Source organism: Pseudomonas sp. BIC9C (genome assembly GCF_034541995.1).
Taxonomy (GTDB): domain Bacteria; phylum Pseudomonadota; class Gammaproteobacteria; order Pseudomonadales; family Pseudomonadaceae; genus Aquipseudomonas; species Aquipseudomonas fluorescens_CC.
In genome coordinates this window covers 138,006-153,537 of the sequence record NZ_JAWDGM010000001.1, presented here as the reverse complement: position 1 = coordinate 153,537, position 15,532 = coordinate 138,006, and the positions used below count along the sequence as shown (strand labels likewise).

The 15,532-nt window shown below is 56.9% G+C and carries 19 protein-coding genes; 11 read left to right on the top strand and 8 right to left on the bottom strand.

All coding sequences use genetic code 11. From position 1 onward, the window contains the following. Positions 1-230 precede the first annotated feature (230 nt). Both RS887_RS00750 and RS887_RS00745 read right to left on the bottom strand, forming a co-directional pair. A complete protein-coding gene (locus RS887_RS00750) occupies positions 231-413 on the bottom strand; it encodes a hypothetical protein (RefSeq protein ID WP_322614028.1) in 183 nt (60 codons plus the stop codon). Between the two features lie 405 nt (positions 414-818). Continuing rightward, a complete protein-coding gene (locus RS887_RS00745; RefSeq protein WP_322614027.1) occupies positions 819-1,205 on the bottom strand; it encodes a helix-turn-helix domain-containing protein in 387 nt (128 codons plus the stop codon). Positions 1,206-2,173: 968 nt separating this feature from the next. Between RS887_RS00745 and RS887_RS00740 the strand changes: the two genes are divergently transcribed. Next, positions 2,174-2,830: a serine protease gene (locus RS887_RS00740; RefSeq protein WP_322614026.1), complete on the top strand. Its 657-nt coding sequence runs from the start codon at positions 2,174-2,176 to the stop codon at positions 2,828-2,830. Positions 2,831-3,093: 263 nt separating this feature from the next. Here the strand turns inward: RS887_RS00740 and RS887_RS00735 are convergent, their stop codons facing one another. Continuing rightward, entirely contained in the window at positions 3,094-3,300 is a 207-nt protein-coding gene (locus RS887_RS00735) for a hypothetical protein (protein ID WP_322614025.1), read from the bottom strand. Between the two features lie 251 nt (positions 3,301-3,551). On the opposite strand from RS887_RS00735, the gene RS887_RS00730 reads away from it, so the two are divergent. Beyond that, positions 3,552-3,746: a hypothetical protein gene (locus RS887_RS00730; RefSeq protein WP_007993363.1), complete on the top strand. Its 195-nt coding sequence runs from the start codon at positions 3,552-3,554 to the stop codon at positions 3,744-3,746. A 75-nt stretch (positions 3,747-3,821) separates the two neighbouring features. Here the strand turns inward: RS887_RS00730 and RS887_RS00725 are convergent, their stop codons facing one another. After that, positions 3,822-4,574 (bottom strand): carbonic anhydrase, encoded by a 753-nt coding sequence (locus RS887_RS00725; protein WP_322614024.1) that lies wholly within the window; start codon positions 4,572-4,574, stop codon positions 3,822-3,824. 204 nt (positions 4,575-4,778) lie between these two features. On the opposite strand from RS887_RS00725, the gene RS887_RS00720 reads away from it, so the two are divergent. Continuing rightward, entirely contained in the window at positions 4,779-5,234 is a 456-nt protein-coding gene (locus tag RS887_RS00720) for a DUF2214 family protein (protein WP_322614023.1), read from the top strand. A 185-nt stretch (positions 5,235-5,419) separates the two neighbouring features. Here RS887_RS00720 and csrA read toward each other — a convergent pair whose 3' ends face one another. After that, positions 5,420-5,611, bottom strand: a complete 192-nt coding sequence (csrA, locus tag RS887_RS00715; RefSeq protein WP_053161267.1) for a carbon storage regulator CsrA — start codon at positions 5,609-5,611, stop codon at positions 5,420-5,422. A 250-nt stretch (positions 5,612-5,861) separates the two neighbouring features. Between csrA and RS887_RS00710 the strand changes: the two genes are divergently transcribed. Continuing rightward, entirely contained in the window at positions 5,862-6,227 is a 366-nt protein-coding gene (locus RS887_RS00710; protein WP_322614022.1) for an SPOR domain-containing protein, read from the top strand. Positions 6,228-6,312: 85 nt separating this feature from the next. Here the strand turns inward: RS887_RS00710 and RS887_RS00705 are convergent, their stop codons facing one another. The 3 genes from RS887_RS00705 to RS887_RS00695 form a co-directional block, all read right to left on the bottom strand. Beyond that, positions 6,313-7,002 carry an endonuclease I family protein gene (locus RS887_RS00705; protein WP_322614021.1) on the bottom strand — a complete coding sequence of 230 codons (690 nt, stop codon included), beginning with the start codon at positions 7,000-7,002 and terminating at the stop codon, positions 6,313-6,315. A gap of 4 nt (positions 7,003-7,006) precedes the next feature. Further along, positions 7,007-7,276: a DUF1654 domain-containing protein gene (locus RS887_RS00700; protein ID WP_322614020.1), complete on the bottom strand. Its 270-nt coding sequence runs from the start codon at positions 7,274-7,276 to the stop codon at positions 7,007-7,009. 182 nt (positions 7,277-7,458) lie between these two features. Beyond that, on the bottom strand, positions 7,459-8,547 hold the full coding sequence (locus tag RS887_RS00695) for an asparaginase (protein ID WP_111282089.1): 1,089 nt from the start codon (positions 8,545-8,547) through the stop codon (positions 7,459-7,461). A gap of 349 nt (positions 8,548-8,896) precedes the next feature. On the opposite strand from RS887_RS00695, the gene RS887_RS00690 reads away from it, so the two are divergent. From RS887_RS00690 to rbsD, 7 genes are all read left to right on the top strand, one after another. Beyond that, complete coding sequence (locus RS887_RS00690) at positions 8,897-9,355, top strand: hypothetical protein (protein WP_322614019.1); 459 nt, start codon at positions 8,897-8,899, stop codon at positions 9,353-9,355. Between the two features lie 194 nt (positions 9,356-9,549). Continuing rightward, positions 9,550-10,506 (top strand): sugar ABC transporter substrate-binding protein, encoded by a 957-nt coding sequence (locus RS887_RS00685; RefSeq protein WP_322614018.1) that lies wholly within the window; start codon positions 9,550-9,552, stop codon positions 10,504-10,506. A gap of 55 nt (positions 10,507-10,561) precedes the next feature. Next, positions 10,562-12,115 (top strand): sugar ABC transporter ATP-binding protein, encoded by a 1,554-nt coding sequence (locus RS887_RS00680; protein WP_322614017.1) that lies wholly within the window; start codon positions 10,562-10,564, stop codon positions 12,113-12,115. Continuing rightward, positions 12,112-13,089, top strand: a complete 978-nt coding sequence (locus RS887_RS00675) for an ABC transporter permease (RefSeq protein WP_111282081.1) — start codon at positions 12,112-12,114, stop codon at positions 13,087-13,089. Before RS887_RS00680 ends, RS887_RS00675 begins: the two co-directional genes overlap by 4 nt. 3 nt (positions 13,090-13,092) lie before the next feature. Further along, on the top strand, positions 13,093-14,112 hold the full coding sequence (locus tag RS887_RS00670) for a LacI family DNA-binding transcriptional regulator (RefSeq protein ID WP_322614016.1): 1,020 nt from the start codon (positions 13,093-13,095) through the stop codon (positions 14,110-14,112). 75 nt (positions 14,113-14,187) lie between these two features. Next, the gene (rbsK, locus tag RS887_RS00665) at positions 14,188-15,105 is read left to right on the top strand and encodes a ribokinase (RefSeq protein ID WP_322614015.1); all 918 of its coding nucleotides are present in this window, start codon (positions 14,188-14,190) and stop codon (positions 15,103-15,105) included. Next, positions 15,102-15,506 carry a D-ribose pyranase gene (gene rbsD / locus RS887_RS00660; RefSeq protein ID WP_322614014.1) on the top strand — a complete coding sequence of 135 codons (405 nt, stop codon included), beginning with the start codon at positions 15,102-15,104 and terminating at the stop codon, positions 15,504-15,506. Before rbsK ends, rbsD begins: the two co-directional genes overlap by 4 nt. Positions 15,507-15,532: the final 26 nt, after the last annotated feature.

Sequence of the window (15,532 nt, the reverse complement as noted above, 5' to 3'; positions counted from 1 at the left end):
AAAACGCTGGAAACGATTTCGAAAAACCAACCACTTTTCAAAGTTTCAAATCGGTATTCACCTTTCTGTAAGCCACCTCATCATCGCTGTGTCCAGGCTGATAATGCTCGGTGCCCCATCAGGCCCTGAATGTATTCCTGCTCAAAACCTTGCTGCTCGTACAGCCAGGCATCGAGTGTGCGGATTTCATGGAAAGTAGGGCGCTCACCGGCCGGCAGCTCTTCGTAGGCCTACGAGTCGTCCTGCGCCTGGGCAAGCGATTTGGTCAGGTGGTCCGACGTCACTGCGCTCCAGTGTAGCTTGGCGTCCAGTTTGGGGCGTTTGCGCGCCTTCGGTGAGTAGTGGATAAGGAGGGGACAGACCATCGGCGACTTCATGCACTCCAGCACCACCTCCCGCAGCGCCTGGCCCATGACAATCTCCAGGTGTACTGGCTTCCCATGGTTCTTCGTCTTCCCGGACCCTTGCGCGCCGTTCACCGGCAGGCTCAATGTTAATTTTGTTCAGGATTGTGTTCGGGACACTTGGCGCTGCGCTGGGTAAAGTCATGACCGCTTGCCCGGCCTGGTGTGTTTCAGATGGATTACTGAATGGCCAGCAACTGGTCAGGGTGGGCACCCATTCAGACAGGATGAAGGCGACTGGCTAGGCAATTCAGCTAGCGTTTAATCGTTCGCCTCGCCAGTTGCGTCAAACGCAGCTCCCCTCCTGAAGTGGCTGGCGGGGCGAACCCTTGCCATCATGGCCCCTTGTAGCAGTACACGTTGGCGAACCGGGCTGGGGCGATCACGGCGCCACATGCCCCTGAGATATCGGGCTCAATCAGGATGTATTACCTGGATGAGGCAGTAACCACGATTTCTTACCGGCCGAAAGAGGTTATCGCCCTTGGTAACTTTCTTGAATTTTGCTTGTAGCCTGCTGAGGCACATGCGCAATCCTTTATAGTTGCCAGGGTCCTTGTTTAACCTTGCAAGGATTTCTTCGTTACTTACAACGCGTTCAGATCCACTTGCTAATAAGTCCAGCACTATGCATTCCGTGGGAGTCAAGTTGATAGTCGTTTTATCGCTAATCAGCAAGCATTCTGGTTTGTTGAACGTCCAGGATTGTAGTTTTGCTATGAGTGATTCGAGGGAGTTGTTTATTCCAACAGGGCTTGGCGTGCCGAAGGCGAGTGTTGATGTTTTTTTATCTACGATCATTGTGATGGCGTTGTCTCTTTAATCCGTTGGCTTATGGACCTGCTCGCACACATCGCTCCGGGCAGGAACGATATTCGGAAGGTGTTGAGGCAAGTGGTGGCGCAGATCAAAGCGTAGGCGCTTTGTGGCTGTCTGGATAATTTCGCTGATGATACGTTTCATCTTGAGTGAAATCTTCAAAAAGCCGCGAACGTACGTTTGTTTTGGTTGGGGGGAATTAGGTGCGCATCGCGTCTGGATAGAGGTTTTCAGTAACCAGGGCTGTGACACGGAGAAGTCACTCCGTCATCTTGATGAATTCTTCGTTTCGGGTCGCCTTGACATGGCGTGGTCGTTGGTTCGAGTCCAGTCGCGCCTACCAAACGAAATTCGCTCTGCTGAGCGGTGTGAAGGGGAATCCGCAAGGGTTCCCTTTTTTCTTTGCCCAGGAAAACGTTCACAAGAGGCTCTCGGGATTCAAGCGCAATCCCGCATCAATTTCTAACGGGCCGCCATCCACAGTGATCTGGCCGAGTGAGCCATTGGTTCTGATGTAAATGTTCTCGCCCTGGATAATGACTCCCCTTGGAATTACCAGGGTGCTTGCTATGTACGTTCGATCCCCAAGTAGCACTATTCCACCAGATGAGCCGAGAGCAGCAACTGTTTGTGCCAAACATCAGGCTTCTTGTCGCTATTATGGGTGACGGGCGTGGCGATTGATTCAGGCGGACGATATTAACGATAGCCGCTCTTGTTTTAATTCCTCGTGTTTAATGTTTTTCAGGCGCCAAATATTTGAACTTTTGCAGTTGTTCGAAAAGCGATTGACCTTAGCGCAATTTATTCATACGCGTCATTACAATCTCGGCCATAAGTAAGAAAACGTCCAACTGGAACAAGTGGCGAGGAGTACTGCAACCCGATAAAAGCCAAAATAATGACAACAAAAAACAGTCACATTCTCCCTATTAAGTCGGTGATATATCATGATCAAGATCATGGCCTACTTTTTAATTGGAGCTGTAACTGCAGGATGCAACGGCATCGTTAAACCCGACTTTTCGGGGCCAACTAATGATTCATATTTTTCAGTCTATTCGGGCTTCCCTGTGCCGTATCTATACATGGCCTCGGCCGTGCAATGGAACGAGGACTACGCCGTAACCACCCGTCACACTCCGTTCATCCCCAATGTGAAGTACAGCTGCAGCACAGGCTGCGATCTCGTCTTCATCCAGCACAAGGCCAACGGTCGTTACCCATCATGGCGCGCACCGCGTGTGGGCGAGAGCATAACTGCCGCTGGGGCGAGTCCTTACCTCATGGCCGCTTCCGGGAAAGGCAAGGTGTATCAAACGCCGTTCATCAATGCTGATGAACACAGCGGTGATCTCTATGCCATCCACGATGCCCCGCTGGTCAAGGGCATGTCGGGTGGGCCGGTTCTTGCCAGCGACGGCTGTATTGTCGGTATCAATATCGGTTTCTACTCAACCACTCTGAACGATGTGAGCGATCACCCCGGCGTAAAGGGGGCCGAGAGGCTCAGCATCTTTATTCCTTATTCGATCATTCAGCGCGAGTGGGGGATGTTGCAGGCAAAACTTAACGTTCCACATGGCGCGAAGTATGTCGCGAAGTAACTACTAGCTATCAATCCATGAGTCATCGTGTCTAACCATCAAAATCCGCTCTGCCGGGCGGTCTGGAAGGGCTCACCTAAAGGTGGGCCCTTTTGCCAGGAGTCATTATCGATAGGTGGGGGCTGACAGAGGGGGTCATGTTTGGACTATGGATTTTAAATCCACAAATATTGCGTGTTATTTGTTGAGTCTGCAGTGTGATTCACGCTTCAGTGTGGAGGTGCTAATGGCAGTCGGGGCAAGACCTGTGCGCTCGGTAGCAGTCAGAGGGCAAAGGTCGCCGCAATGCCATGTTGGCCATCCTGCACTCCAGCGATCAGGTGCATCGGGATGTTCTGCTGTACTTCAATGGATGGTACCTCGAAGCTCCCTACGATCTGGAGGTGTCGCTCGCTCAGTTCGGTCGACTCTGCTGCCTTTTCCTTAGCCATTCTCGCGTGGTTCATTGCGATTTCGTTGAGCGTTGACACGTTACATCTCCCGGTGACTGACCTAGCGTATCGCTGGAGTCCTTAAGCATTGATTGAATGGCTGCTGCGTCAGAATCATGTCGTTCCGGCGCGGCTACGCGCGTACTTTGCAATCCTCAAGCCACGGATGCGAGTGATTTCTTCGCTGGATTTTCGCAGGCGACGAATGGCGGGCCACTGTGGGTGATAGCCCGGTTTCTTTGTCATTCCGGCGTAAACTAGTGGTGCTGCCTCATTGAAAGGAGCCGCCCATGAACGCCGATCAAATCATCAAGCAGGCATCTGTGGACAAGACTGTTTGGGATCAATACTTCTGCGCTGCATTGATTGCCGAAAGCAATTTGACTGCCCCGGTTGTTGGCGGGGCTACTCACGAAGACAGGCAAAACCTGTTGATCGAGAGGGCCAAAACCCTTGCTGACAAAATGATGGAAAACCGAAGATAAACAGAGCCCAGCCATCGCGCTGGGCTCTTTGCATGCGGGGTTGTGCTCCGATGCGGGCGATGTGCGTATTGCGGTTCAGGCGACCAGCTCTACCTTGCCGCTCGCCAGGCGATAGACACCTCCCACGATCTTCAGCATGCCCTTGCTTTGTGCATCGGTCAGCAAGGGCGAGGCCTGTTTCAGGCTGTTGACAGAGTTTCTGACGTTCTGTGCGGTGGCGTTTTCCATCAAGCTCCCGGGTTGCTTCAGCACTGTCTCGATAGCCGACTTGAGTGCATCAGTCAGTTTCGGGATATGGCCTGGAAATACCGTATGATCCTTCACGGCCTTGATACCTGCCTCGATGGCGCCGCAGCTCTCATGTCCCAGTACGAGAATCAACGGGGCGCCAAGTACGGCAACTCCGTATTCAAGACTGGCCAAGCCTTCCGGGGTCACGAAGTTGCCCGCGACGCGGATCGAGAAAAGATCGCCGCGCGCGGTGTCAAACGCGTATTCCGGGGCGATCCGCGAGTCAGAGCAACTCAGTACTGCCACAAACGGATTTTGACCGGAAACCAAGGCCTCTCGCTCGGCCTTGAAATCATGTGTAGTGGAAGTACCGCTTACATATCGTTCATTACCCTCCATCAGTCTTTTCAACGCCATATCGGGACTGATTACGTTTTGGGGTTTTGGTGGGGCTGTCGCTTTTTCGGCTGCCTGGATGATCTGGCCGGGCAGTGTACCGGTCAGCAGCAGGGCGCCTGCGCTCAATCCGGCAAATTGAAGAAAACGACGGCGGCCTGTTGTGTTTGAAGCAGAGCTTGAATCACATGATTTACACATGATTTTGTTTACTCAGTTCAATGAGGTGAGAGTGAGTTGCTGTTGGGGGCTGGTACTGCCGCGGATACTCAATACCAGCGCAGTGGAGTCTAGTTGGTCTGTCATATTGTGTTCCGGGCATTGTCCACAGTTGCCGTGCAAGCAGGCATTTCATGGGCTACTACTGACAGGCTCATACAACTTCGATCTGGCAGGGGTTTCTCGATGCTGACTCACTGGTTACTAGCGGCGGTTCATCTTCTGGCAGTTGTCTTGGGATTTTGGGCGGTGTTGGTTCGAGGCAGCGCTTTTCGGCGTTTGGCCGATGGGGCCGCAGAAGTGCGCAGTGTTCTGATAGCGGACAATATCTGGGGTATTTCAGCTGTCGTCTTGCTGGTCAGCGGGGGGATGCGAGCCTTTGGCGGGTACGAGAAAGGCACGGACTATTACCTGCATCAGCCGCTGTTTCATCTGAAGATGACGCTGTTCGTCCTGATCCTGCTGCTGGAAATTGCGCCAATGGTGACGTTGATCAAATGGCGGATAGCGCTGGGCCGTAAAGTGGCTATCGATACTGGCCGTACGAGGCTGTTTGCACGGATCAGTCATGTCGAGGCGCTGCTGGTGTTGTTGATGGTGGTGGCGGCGACTGGCATGGCGCGTGGTGTGATGTTCGGTTAGCCACGGAGCGAACGCGCCCTTCCTTGGGATAAACCAGAAAAGTCTGACAGCCAGGGCGTTGAGTTTGTCGCTAGTATCGACCCCTGGAGGCGTGTGTGGGAAAGCAAGCGGAAGCGAAGCGATGCTGAATCTTTAGCCAGCCGTGATTCCGGACTGAACGGGCTGGCTACTGACTGCAACAGAATTCAGGGTTGCGGCTTTTCCGGGGCGGTCAGGCCGGCCTGAATGCGCTGATAAATTTCTTCACGATGCACTGCAACGTCCTTCGGAGCGTTGATGCCAATCCTGACTTGCTGGCCGCTTACGCCGAGGATGGTGATCGTAATGTCATCACCTATGTTTATGCTTTCACCGACTTTGCGGGTGAGTATCAGCATGGTCTTCTCCTTGATTGCTTTGTGGGGCACCTGATTCGGACAGTGCAGAGGTCGGTGGTATGTATAGATTAGTGCGAAGTCTCACGGTTTGGGTGCCTCTTTCTGACGCGCAGATGCGGCATTAATCCCCAAGGCGTAACTATACAGAGGCCGCAACCATCATTCTCGTAGTTTTGAGCCCATTTTACGGCACTCGTGAAGTATTCATGGATGTTAAAATCGCCGCTTTATGCATTTGGAGGGAAGCGTCGTGCGCAAAATGGTTCTGGTCATCGCGATATTGGCACTGGCGGGATGTGGCGAGGGCAGCCGTGTGGATGCGCCGAAGCCGAAGCCGGCCATGGCTGCCGTACCCGCGGCAGTGTCCGGCCCGCAATGGGATCTTGAAGTGCGAGGTGAAACCCCCCAGGCGGTCAGCGATTTGAGTGGCTGGCTGATCGAGCACAGTTTCATGTCCAGTGTCGTCAAGGACAATGGCAGTACGCGAATCCTGATGGGGCCGTTCAATTCGAAAGCCGAGGCCGAAGCCAAGCAGGATGAAGTCCGTGCGGCGCTCACTCGCGCCAAGAAGCAGAACATCGAATTGCTGGTGCTCGAGCGTCCGGCCGCTCAATAACATTGTGTAGCGCAGACGTTGACGTAACAAAAAGGCCTCGGGTGTTCAGCTCCGAGGCCTTTTTTGATTCAGGTGAAGTCTGGATTCAGCCGCAGGCCTTCATGTCTACCGGGCCGACGAACTCGTTGCCGCGCCCCATGACGCACGCCACGCTCTGGTTGCGTTGGCGCTCCCAGGCCTGTACCGGATAGGTTTTGTCCCAGGCTTCGTACAGTTGCCGATCCTGTTTCGACAGGCGCAAGCCATACTGCTTGCTCATATAGAAGTAGGTGCGGGCGATCATGCCGCGAACCGAGGGGCGGGGCATGACTTTCCTGGCCTTGAAGTCGATCTGGGTCAGGCAGGAACCATACTGCCCCGACTGCTCGGGCAGCCAGCCGTAACTGAAGTTGCTGCGATCGCCATTGACCTCGCCAATGCTGGGCACCAGGTTGTGCAAATCAGCCTCGGCCTTCTGATAAACCGGGTCGTAGCGGGTGCAGTTCTTGCGGCCGCCCTCTTGCCAGCACTGGCGTTGATGACCGATTTGCCAGGCTGGAACGATATGCTCCCACTCGATGCGGGATGCGCGTTTGGCATTTTTACGTGGCACATAACCGCAGGCGGCCAGGTTCACCCGGTTGCCGGTGTACTTGCAGCCACAGTAAAACTCGGTGGATTGGGGAGCGTAGAGCTTCCATGCCACCTTTTTCGCTTCGGTGAAGGTGCGCGGAGCGTCGGCTTGCGCGGCCATGGCAAAAAACAGAAACAACAAAGCAAACCAGCGGACACTCATCGACTCAATCTTCCTGCGGCACAACCCAGAAAATCTGCACACCGCCATCGTCGCGATAGGCGAGGGTGACGTTATCGTTCTCGTCGATTTCCTCCAGCAAGCGTTCCCATTCATCCACCGGCTCATCAGGAAGGCGGAAGATCAGCGCTGCCCTGGCCTTTTGTGCAGTGGGAGAGTTGATGATTTTCTGAACACGCAGGCCCATGCGTACATAGGTGTCAGGAGAGGTAGAGGTGGTGTCCACGGAATTATTCTTATTAAGCTGTACGTGCATACAGTATTTAACTGTAGGCCATTTCGCAACTGCTTAAAAATCAAGAAAATCCTCTGACAGCGGTTTGTTGCATTTGGCGTAAGGCGAAGGGAGTTTTTTTGTCAGATCGAGTGGCAGCCACTCGCCAGGGTTGGCGAATGGCGCACCGGGTGCCCGACCGGGTCCGGTCGGGCGAGGGCAAATCAATATTCCCAGTACATCCGCTGCAGCTCTTTGCTGTCGTTGGTTTTGGTCAGCGCGACCATCGCCAGGATCCGGGCTTTTTGCGGGTTCAGATCGTTAGCCACGACCCAGTCGTATTTATCGTCAGGCTGTTCGGCGTTGCGCAATACAAAACCGCCGGCGTTGACATGGGAGGAGCGAATGATCTGCACGCCATCCTTGCGCAGGGCTTGCAGGGTAGGGACCACTCGCGACGATACCGAGCCATTGCCGGTGCCGGCGTGGATGATGGCTTTCGCGCCGGACTGAGCCAGGGACTTGTAGGCAGTGTCGCTGACGTTGCCATAGGAATAGGCGATCTCGACGTCAGGCAGGCTCTTGATGGTCTTGATGTCGAATTCCGAATCCATGGTGTGACGCTTGGCCGGCAGGCGGAACCAGTAGGATTTGCCTTCTACGACCATGCCCAGCGGACCCCAGGCACTTTTAAACGCTTCGGTCTTGATGTTGATCATTTTGCTGACGTCGCGACCCGACTGGATTTCATCGTTCATGGTCACCAGCACGCCTTTGCCCCGTGCGTCTTTGCTGCTGGCCACGGCCACCGCGTTATACAGGTTCAGCATGCCATCGGCGGACATCGCGGTGCCCGGGCGCATGGAGCCCACGACAATGATCGGCTTCTCGGTTTTTTCCACCAGGTTCAGGAAGTATGCGGTTTCTTCCAGGGTGTCGGTGCCGTGGGTGATCACGATGCCATCAACGTCTTTGCTATCGGCCAGCTCGGCTACGCGACGACCCAATTGCAGCAGGTTTTCGTTGGTGATGCTTTCGGAGGCGATTTGCATGACTTGTTCGCCGCGAACGTTAGCCAATTGGCTCAGCTCGGGAACGCCGGCGATCAACTGTTCAATGCCGACTTTCGCCGCTTGATAGGTCGCGCTGTTGGCGGCGCTGGCGCCCGCGCCGGCAATGGTGCCGCCGGTGGCCAGAATCACCACGTTGGCGAGTTTCTGTTGGGTTTCGGCTTCTTTGGCCTGAAGGGCAGTGGGCAGAAGCAGCAGGAGGGCCAAGGCGCCCGGAACAAAGGTCTTGAGTGCAGATGTCATTATTTTTCTCTTCTAGTTGTGAGACGGTGCTGATGCAAGTTCATCTAGATGCGCCCCAGGCGAATCTGAACGCCGGGGTACGAGGGGAAGAGCAGGATCTGTACCAGCAATACCTTGAATCGAAAAACACGCGTAACTTAATGATTTGTAACGGTATTGTCGTTTGTGCTCGATGTGATTTCGAGTCTGGATGTTCGGATTGCCGAACATGTTCGGCTTTTACGTTCGGCTCTCCGAAACGGATGGCAGTCATGTTTAAGATTTCAACGCATCGAATCGTCGTTAACGACTAAAGAAATGCGTGCGTCGGTCGATGCTCCTTCAAGGGATCTTTTTTGCAGGAGTTCACATGTCGTTATCTATTGGCTTCCCAAATGCCGCGGGCATCACCATCGGGGGAAAGTCTGCGACGACCATTCGTGCTTTGGGCGATGTGACAGAGGATGTGGCTGCTCAAGCGCTGGGGGCAAAGGAAGGCGGCACCCAGGTTAAAACGGGCCCGGTAGGACTGGGAGAAAGTGCCGGCGCACAGGCCGAAACGGAAGCGAGCGATAACACCAGTGTTGCGGTGAAGGTCTTGCTTAAACGTCTGAAGGAGCTGCAGCAGCAACTGCGTGAGCAACAGCAGCAACTGGCGCAGGCCCAGGCGGCGTCCTATCCGACTCCGCAGGCCAAGACCACCGCGGTAGCGGCCATTCAGGGGCAGGTTGCCGAAACCAACGGCGCCATCCTGCAAGTGAGTGCGAGTCTGATCAAAGAGCTGACCAAGGGTTCTGGCACGGGATCGGTGGTCAACACCACGGCATGAGCTGAATGCGGTTTTTTTCGCAGAACATTGCTGAAAGCATTTTTCAGGTCGTTGACAAATAGCGGCAGGGTTCGCATAGTTCGGTTCACGCAAACGTTTGCGCGGCTCCAGTGGTGACTATTCATCGCGGTGGGTCGTGAAGCTCACGCCAGCGCAAGCGTTGCTCACAATAATCATAAGATCGGAGTGAACCCATGAAGCTGCCATTCGCTGGACGTCTTCTCGCTGTCGCTATGCTGGCTGCCGCATCCGCTGCACTGCCCGTCTCTTCGGCTTTTGCTGAAACCGCTGAAAAGCCGAAAGTCGCGCTGGTCATGAAATCCCTGGCCAACGAGTTCTTCCTGACAATGGAGGACGGCGCCAAGGCCTACCAGAAGGATCACTCCGGCGAATTCGACCTCATCTCCAACGGCATCAAGGATGAAACCGACACCGCAGGCCAGACGCGCATCGTCGAGCAAATGATCCTGGCCAAGGTCAATGCACTGGTCATTGCGCCGGCAGATTCCAAAGCCATGGTTCCTGTGATCAAGAAAGCCATCGATGCCGGTATCACCGTGATCAACATCGATAACCAGCTGGACCCCGCCGTCGTCAAAAGCAAAAACATCAACGTTCCGTTCGTAGGCCCGGACAACCGCAAGGGCGCACGGCTGGTGGGCGATTACCTGGCCAAACAGCTGAAGGCCGGTGACGAAGTCGGCATCATCGAAGGTGTGTCCACCACCACCAATGCCCAGCAGCGGACCGCGGGTTTCAAGGATGCGATGGAAGCGGCACAGATCAAGGTCGTGTCCCTGCAATCCGGTGACTGGGAGATCGACAAAGGTAACAAGGTGGCCGCGTCGATTCTCAGTGAATACCCGCAAACCAAGGCCCTGCTGGCCGGCAACGACAGCATGGCGGTCGGTGCGGTGTCTGCGGTGCGCGCCGCGGGCAAGGCCGGCAAGGTGCAAGTGGTCGGCTACGACAACATCAACGCGATCCAGCCAATGCTCAAGGATGGTCGTGTGCTGGCCACGGCGGACCAGTTTGCGGCCAGACAAGCAGTGTTCGGCATCGAGACGGCATTGAAAATTCTCAAGGGCGACAAGGTCGACGGCGGCGCCAATGGCGTGATCGAAACGCCGGTAGAGCTGGTCACCCAGTAGCCTTCTGGCAACGCAACGGCGCTCGTCCAGCCGGACGAGCGCATGGAGAATTTTTATGTCCGCTTGCGCTACGAACGCTGTCCTCTCGGTCAGCGGTATCGGCAAGACCTACGCCCAACCGGTTCTGGCCGGCATCGACCTGACGCTCATGCGCGGCGAAGTGCTGGCGTTGACCGGCGAGAACGGCGCAGGCAAAAGCACGCTTTCGAAGATTATTGGCGGGCTGGTCACGCCGACCACCGGTCAGATGCAGTTTCAAGGGCAGGACTATCGCCCGGGTAGCCGCACTCAGGCTGAAGACCTCGGTATCCGCATGGTCATGCAGGAACTCAATTTGCTGCCGACCTTGTCGGTGGCGGAAAACCTGTTTCTGCACAATCTGCCCAGCAACGGTGGCTGGATCAGTCGCAAGCTGTTACGCAAGGCTGCCATCGAGGCCATGGCTCAGGTCGGACTCGACGCCATTGACCCGGACACCCTGGTCGGTGAACTGGGCATCGGCCACCAGCAAATGGTCGAGATCGCCCGCAACCTGATTGGCGATTGTCAGGTGCTGATTCTCGATGAGCCGACGGCAATGCTGACTGCGCGCGAAGTTGAAATGCTGTTCGAGCAGATCACCCGCCTGCAGGCTCGCGGCGTATCGATCATCTACATCTCCCATCGCCTCGAAGAGTTGGCGCAGGTCGCGCAGCGAATTGCCGTGCTACGTGATGGCAACCTGGTCTGTGTCGCGCCGATGGCCAACTACAACAGCGAGCAACTGGTCACCTTGATGGTTGGGCGCGAGCTTGGCGAACACATCGATATGGGCGTGCGCAAGATCGGCGCTCCGGTGTTGACGGTCAAGGGCCTGTCCCGTGCCGACAAGGTGCGCGACGTGTCGTTCGAAGTCCGGGCCGGTGAGATTTTCGGCATTTCCGGTTTGATCGGTGCGGGGCGCACCGAGTTGCTGCGTCTGATCTTCGGTGCCGATATCGCCGACAGCGGCACGATCGCCCTGGGCGCGCCGGCGCAAGTCGTCAGCATTCGTTCGCCAGTGGATGCGGTTGGTCATGGCATCGCGTTGATCACTGAGGATCGCAAGGGCGAAGGCCTTTTGTTGACGCAATCGATCGGCGCCAATATCGCCTTGGGCAACATGCCCGGCATCTCCGGTGCGGGCTTTGTCGACAACGAAAAGGAAAGCGCCTTGGCCCAGCGTCAGATTGACGCTATGCGCATTCGTAGCTCCGGTCCGGCACAGTTGGTGTCCGAGCTGTCCGGCGGCAATCAGCAGAAAGTCGTCATCGGTCGTTGGCTGGAGCGCGACTGCTCGGTACTGCTGTTCGACGAGCCGACCCGGGGCATCGATGTCGGCGCCAAGTTCGATATCTACAACCTGCTCGGTGAGTTGACCCGCCAGGGCAAGGCGCTGGTGGTGGTCTCCAGCGACTTGCGCGAGCTGATGCTGATCTGCGACCGGATCGGTGTGCTGTCGGCGGGGCGCCTGATCGATACATTCGATCGCGACAGCTGGACCCAGGATGAGTTGCTCGCCGCGGCTTTCGCCGGCTACCAAAAACGTGATGCGCAGCTCTTTGAAGCCGCGCCTAGGGATCTTCCATGAAAACCGCTTCTTTCGCCGGCAACCGCAGTGGCAACTTCTACGGCCTGGGCACCTATCTGGGCCTGGCGGGTGCCTTGTTGGCGATGATCGTGCTGTTCTCGGTGCTGAGCAGTCATTTCCTCTCGTACGACACTTTCAGCACCCTGGCGAACCAGATTCCGGACCTGATGGTGCTGGCGGTCGGCATGACCTTCGTGTTGATCATCGGTGGCATCGACCTGTCGGTAGGCTCGGTGCTGGCGCTGGCGGCCTCGACCGTGAGCGTGGCGATTCTTGGCTGGGGCTGGGGCGTTCTGCCGGCGGCGCTGCTGGGCATGGCCGTCGCGGCGCTCGCCGGTACCATCACCGGCTCGATCACGGTGGCGTGGCGGATTCCGTCGTTCATCGTGTCCCTGGGCGTGCTGGAAATGGCTCGCGGGGTGGCGTACCAGATGACCGGTTCGCGTACGGCCTACATCGGCGATGCGTTCGCCTGGTTGTCCAATCCGATCGCCTTCGGCATTTCGCCGTCGTTCATCATCGCATTGCTGATCATTTTCGTCGCCCAGGCCGTGTTGACCCGCACGGTGTTCGGTCGCTACCTGATCGGGATCGGCACCAACGAAGAGGCCGTACGGCTGGCGGGGATCAATCCGAAGCCTTACAAGATCCTGGTCTTCAGCCTGATGGGATTGCTGGCCGGTATTGCCGCGTTGTTCCAGATATCTCGCCTGGAAGCCGCCGACCCGAATGCCGGTTCCGGTCTTGAGTTGCAAGTGATCGCGGCCGTGGTGATCGGCGGGACCAGCCTGATGGGCGGGCGCGGCTCGGTGATCAGCACGTTTTTTGGCGTCCTGATCATTTCCGTACTGGCCGCGGGGTTGGCGCAGATCGGCGCAACCGAGCCGACCAAGCGCATCATTACCGGCGCGGTGATTGTGGTGGCGGTTGTGCTGGACACTTATCGCAGTCAACGCGCAAGCCGGCGGACCTGAGTCATGGCGACTATCAAAGATGTGGCAGCCCTGGCGGGCATTTCCTACACCACGGTGTCCCATGTGGTGAACAAGACGCGCCCGGTCAGTGAAGAGGTGCGGATCAAGGTCGAGGCGGCGATCAAGACCCTCGACTACGTTCCCAGTGCCGTGGCCCGTTCACTCAAGGCCAAAACCACGGCCACCATCGGTCTGTTGGTCCCCAACAGCCTCAACCCGTATTTCGCCGAACTGGCCAGGGGTATCGAGGATTACTGCGAGCGAAATGGTTACTGCGTCATCCTGTGCAACTCCGACGACAATCCGGACAAGCAGCGCAGCTACCTGCGTGTGCTGCTGGAAAAGCGCATCGACGGCCTGATTGTCGCCTCGGCCGGCGGTGACAGTGGCCTGGCACAAGGCCTGAAAGGCGTCCGCACACCCATGGTGTTCGTCGACCGCGGACTGGACGCTGTCGATGCGGACCTGGTGCGCATCGACCATGAATACGGTGCGTACCTGGCGACCCGGCACCTGCTGGAGTTGGGGCACCGGGATATCGCCACGATCAGTGGGCCGGAAAACACCAGTGTGGCGCAGATGCGTCTGGCGGGTTATCGCCGGGCCTTGAAGGAGGCGGGCGTCGAAGTCTCTCCCGGGCGCATGCTGGAAAGCGATTTCACCAGCACCGGCGGCTACAGTGCTGCCACGGTTTTGCTGGAAAGCAATCCGCCCAGCGCCATTTTTGCGGCCAACGACATGATTGGCATCGGCGTGCTGCGGGCCGCCGCTGAGCGCAATATTCGCGTACCGAGCGAGTTGTCGGTGATCGGCTTCGACGATATCCAGATGAGTCGGTATGTCTATCCATCGTTGACCACGGTGGGGCAATCGATCCTGCAACTCGGCGAAATGGCCGCCGAAGTGCTTTTAAGGCGAATCGCCACGCCAGACCTGATGACCGATCAGCGGATCGTGACGCCGAGTATTGTCATTCGTGAATCGACTGCGCCACTGGCCGGCGTGTTTGCCCAATTCCGTTGAAAACAGAGAGCCGTTGAAAATAGAAAGCCGCTAAACCAACAGCGCCGCCGAAACAGAATCGATGAGTAGCAATGTATGCCAGCAAAAGTAGTGGTAATAGGCGGTTTGAACATGGACCTGGTGACCCGGGCACCGCGCTTGCCCAAGGGCGGTGAAACGCTGATTGGTGAGTCGTTTGCCACCGTCTCCGGCGGCAAGGGCGCCAATCAGGCCGTGGCTGCTGCGCGGCTGGGAGCTCAGGTGTCGATGATCGGGTGCGTGGGCAATGACGCCTATGGTGAGGCGCTGCGCGGGGCGCTGTTGGCTGAGCAGATCGATTGTCAGGCGGTCAGCACCGTCGACGGCTCCAGCGGCGTGGCGTTGATTGTGGTCGACGACAGCAGCCAGAACGCCATCGTGATCGTCCCCGGTGCCAACGGTGCATTGACCGCTGAAGCCATTGATCGTTTTGATTCGGTGATACAGGCGGCGGACGTGCTCATCTGCCAGCTGGAAGTGCCCGATGCTTCCGTTGGCCATGCGCTCAAGCGTGGCCGCGAACTGGGCAAGACGGTTATCCTCAACCCGGCACCGGTCAGCCGTCCGCTGCCATCGGAATGGTATGCGTCTATCGATTACCTGATTCCCAACGAGAGCGAAGCGTCGGCCCTGAGTGGTCTGGCGGTCGACTCCCTGGAGACCGCGCAAGCCGCGGCAACCTGTCTGATTGCCTTGGGCGCCGGCAAGGTGATCATCACCCTCGGTGCGCAAGGCTCGCTGTTTGCCAATGGCCAGCGCTTCGAGCATTTCCCCGCGCCCGCCGTAAAGGCTGTCGATACCACGGCGGCCGGCGATACGTTCGTGGGCGGCTTCGCTGCGGCGCTGGCCGCGGGTAAAGACGAGGCACAGGCGATTCGCTTCGGGCAGGTGGCTGCGGCGCTGTCGGTCACCCGTGCCGGCGCGCAACCTTCGATTCCCGCCTTGAGCGATGTACAGGCGTTCAAAACTCCATGAAAAAGACACCATTGCTCAACATTGCACTGTCGCGGCTGATTGCCTCATTGGGGCATGGTGACAAGGTCGTCATCGGGGATGCCGGGCTGCCGGTTCCTCCGGGCGTTGAATTGATCGACCTGGCCTTGACCCATGGCCTTCCGGATTTTGTCAGCACCTTGAAGGTCGTGCTCAGTGAGATGCAGGTCGAAAGCCACGTACTGGCGCAGGAAATTTTCGATAAAAAGCCGTCGCCCCTGATAGCGCTGGAAGAACTGAACGGCGAAGGCGCATTGGGGCGGCGTGAGGTGCTCACCCATGACCAGTTCAAGGTCCTGAGCCGGCAGGCAAGGGCGATTGTTCGTACAGGCGAGTGCCAGCCGTATTGCAACATTGTGCTGGTCGCCGGGGTTACGTTTTGACTGGCTGACTGTTTTTTGATTTTCCA